At 66.2% G+C, this 3327-nt stretch carries 4 protein-coding genes; 2 read left to right on the top strand and 2 right to left on the bottom strand.

Going from position 1 to position 3327, the window contains the following annotated elements; all coding sequences use genetic code 11:
* The first annotated feature begins 174 nt into the window (after positions 1–174).
* Complete coding sequence (locus ADBZ5U_RS15255) at positions 175–510, top strand: alkaline phosphatase family protein (RefSeq protein ID WP_526811601.1); 336 nt, start codon at positions 175–177, stop codon at positions 508–510.
* A 786-nt stretch (positions 511–1296) separates the two neighbouring features.
* Positions 1297–1905: an FKBP-type peptidyl-prolyl cis-trans isomerase gene (locus ADBZ5U_RS15250; RefSeq protein ID WP_526811599.1), complete on the top strand. Its 609-nt coding sequence runs from the start codon at positions 1297–1299 to the stop codon at positions 1903–1905.
* A 29-nt stretch (positions 1906–1934) separates the two neighbouring features.
* Here ADBZ5U_RS15250 and ADBZ5U_RS15245 read toward each other — a convergent pair whose 3' ends face one another.
* Complete coding sequence (locus ADBZ5U_RS15245; RefSeq protein ID WP_526811598.1) at positions 1935–2501, bottom strand: DUF2165 family protein; 567 nt, start codon at positions 2499–2501, stop codon at positions 1935–1937.
* Positions 2502–2590: 89 nt separating this feature from the next.
* On the bottom strand, positions 2591–3327 hold a 737-nt coding region (locus tag ADBZ5U_RS15240), incomplete at its 5' end, for a tocopherol cyclase family protein (RefSeq protein WP_526811596.1).

Below are 3327 nucleotides of genomic sequence, written 5' to 3'. Positions count from 1 at the left end.
CCAACTGAACAGGTGAACCCGTGCGGTGGGCGGATGTGATGTGCGGCGCGCGGCCTGCTGGAGCACGCCTTGCCGCGGGGGAGCAGCTGCAGGACCGACCGAGCAGACCCGGGCGAACCGGGCGAAGAACCTGCAGGACCTCGCGGCGTGGGTCCCGCTCACCAAGGGTGACAAGTGCGGGCTCAAGCCGCCGGGGTACTGAAGTCGATCTACGAAGGCCCCTGTGCCAGTGACACTCTCACCGTCGTGACCTACGACGAGTTCGGCGGTGCCTGGGATCACGTGCCACCGACCACCAAGGGTGCTGACGACGAGTTCGGCCCGGGCACCCGGATGCCGACGCTGTTCGTCTCCAACAATCTGCCCCGCAGCGGTGTGGACTCGACCACCTACGACCTGTCTTCGGTGATCGGGACCATCACCGCCAAGTACAACCTCGATCCGGTCAACCACCGCGACTCCGAACAGGCGACGATCTGGTCGGCGTGGAGTGCGCTGCGGAGGAACTGAGGAGCGGCTTGTCGACGGGAAGATCCTGGGCCAGTACATCGAAGTCAAAAAGGGCGAATCCCAGGTCCTCAACGTCGAACTGGCCGAAAGTAGGTCAGTGGACCGGTAGGGCGGACGTTGTTGATCGGGGCGTGCCGCAAGCGGGGAAGTAACTGATCACCCAATACGTCACAGTGACGTTTTAATCGGGTGCGAGCCTTGGCGGGCAATCGCGGAGCTTAAGGCGGGTGAGGTCCCGTTCATGTCGCAGCGCTCTCGCCGGCCCCTCATGGCTGGGGGCCGGATTCGCCGTTTAGGTCGCGGATTCGTCGTGAAGCCGGCGAGAACCGGGCGGAGTCGCGGATGGACAACAACAACAACAACAAGCAGCCGACGCGGTAATTCAGCTTCGCCCAGTTCATCGGTTTGCCGATAAGCCACATTATGTCAAATATAATACTGGGTATCGAGTTGACCCCCAACGGGTTTCGCATTCACCCATTGACAGCAGGTACGCCGCGTTTTGCGGCCTCCGCGGCCAGTGCGTGGTCGAAGGTTGCGAGACGCCACCGACCAACACTTCCGCCATTGTGATCATGTGTACGAGCATCTCCCCGGGCGTGCCGGCCAGGAGAACTTCGGTGGCCCGATGATGCGGATCCGGCTGGATTCAAATGCGCGATTAGCACGCTCGCGTCTACTGCAATCACGCCGGCCAGTCCGCTCTCACCAGCGGTCAGGTGACACACCGAGCCGAGCTACATCCGGACCACCGCTAAGCAGCCAGCGCCCTGTACGGTGACGACCGTGAATTCCTCCCGCATGTCCTCTTCCGTCGCCGTCGTCGCCTGCGCGGCCTCCCTGGCCCTTGCGCTCGGCGCTTGCAGTTCCAAGAGCGAGACCTCGGCCGGCAAGCCAGGATCTGTGGCCTCCTCGACCATCACCCCCGCCGCGGGCGGCCCTTGCCCCACCGCGGCCCCGGCCGCCGAAGCGGCGCCGCAGTGGAAACTGTCCGGTGTCACCGGCAGCGTCGCGGTGACCGGATCCACCGACACCGCCGCACCCAAGGTGGATGTGACCAAGCCGTTCAGCGTGACCGTGACTCAGGTGGAGACGCTCACGCCAGGCAGTGGCCCGGTCGTGGCCCCGACCGCGACGGTGTCGGTCTGCTATGAGGGGGTCAACGGCCGGGACGGGTCGGTGTTCGACAGCAGTTATCAGCGCGGCGAGGCGGCCGAGTTCTCGCTCAATCGCGTCGTGCCCGGCTTCCAGAAGGCCATCGCCGGCCAGAAAGTCGGTTCGACGGTCGCGGTCGCCATGACCTCAGCCGACGGCTATCCCAACGGCGAACCGCGGGCCGGGATCGAACCCGGCGACACCCTGGTGTTCGCCATCAAGATTCTCGGCGCCAGCTAAGACGCGGTGACGCTGCGACGGCCAACTCGCTAGGAACCGCGGCGACCGGACTGAAACCCGGTCATGTGGACGAGCAGCAGTGTGATCGCGGCAAGCGCGGAGTTGCGGAAGGCGGGGTCCAGACCGTTCCACGCGGTGGAGCGCCACATCTGGAACCACTCCCCTCCGGTGGCGGTGAAGCCGCCGAAGAACAGCAGAACGATCATCAGCAGGCCGATGCTGGAAAGCGCCCGGGCCAGGTCGTGGCTGCCGCCTCCGAACAGCGCGCCCAGCCAGGCCACGGATGCCGCGACCAGCACCAGGGCGGCCAGGGTTTCCCAGACGATCACCCCGGTGTACCCGACGTTCCACACCGTCGGGTTCTTCAGAGCACGCCACATGACGTCCGGGTCCAGGTTCGTGCCGGGCGTGCCGCCGAAATTGGTGGTGTCCATCGACAGCACATGCTGGACGAACGCGAAGTTCGTGTCGTAGTCGGTGATGTTGCCGAAGGCCACCAGGGACATGTAGAGGGCATTGCACGCCACCAGGACGGCGGCGGCGGCCGGCAACGAGCCAAGCGTCTGCCAGCGCGACGTCGGAGAACGGTTGCTCACGCCGCGAGCCTAACGCCGATGCCGTCTCGCCGCCCCGCCAAGGGCCAACCACCACCCCTGCGCGCCAGGGGGTTTCACTGCCGCGACGGCTATTCCGGCCGCGATCCGATTTCCAGGGCGGCCAGTTCCGAGGTGCCGTCGAACAGGACCCGGCCGTTCTCACGGACCGTGCACCGCAGCCGCCCGGCGAGGTGTTCGAAGTCGGTGTCGATGTTGCGCCGCTCGGCCGGCAGCGGCACCGGCAGCACATGCGGCGGCAGATGGGTACCGTCGCCGTCCAGTTCGATCTGATAGCGCCGCGAGCGTCCGCGCAGCAGCCAACGGTTGTCCCCCACCTCCGAGCGCACCAGCAGCGGTGGCGTCATCCGGATCACCTTGGCGCCTATCCGCACCACCAACCCGTTGACGTCGCGGGCGATCGGGCCCAGCGACAACAAGCCGCCGGAGAACGCCACGCAGACGTCGGCGTCTCCGAAGTCGTGCGCCTGACCCCACCACCAGCGCAACGGAAATCCCTTGCCCCAGTTGCGTTCCGCGTACAGCTTCGCATTGTCGAAGGTCCAGCTCTCCCCCGCGTACTCGACAGTTCCGCTGGCCCGGCCGCCCAGGTAGTACGGGTGCCAGTACTGGTTGAGGAACGGGATCGCCGAGAACACCCCACCGCCGCCGAACGCCTTGGGCCACGCCACCTGGTCGGTGAACTCCATCTCCAGGCGCAGGTCACCGAGTTCGAAGAGCGCCCGGTCGGTGCCGGCGGTGAATCGCCCCGCCTCATCCCCGGCGCTGACCTGAAACGGCGAGTCCTGCGCGGTTGCTCCGGCCAATG

The sequence above is a fragment of the Mycobacterium sp. genome (genome assembly GCF_040398885.1).
Taxonomy (GTDB): Bacteria; Actinomycetota; Actinomycetes; order Mycobacteriales; family Mycobacteriaceae; genus Mycobacterium.
Note: the sequence above shows the minus strand (reverse complement) of the source record. Positions and strands in the feature narration are given on the sequence as shown.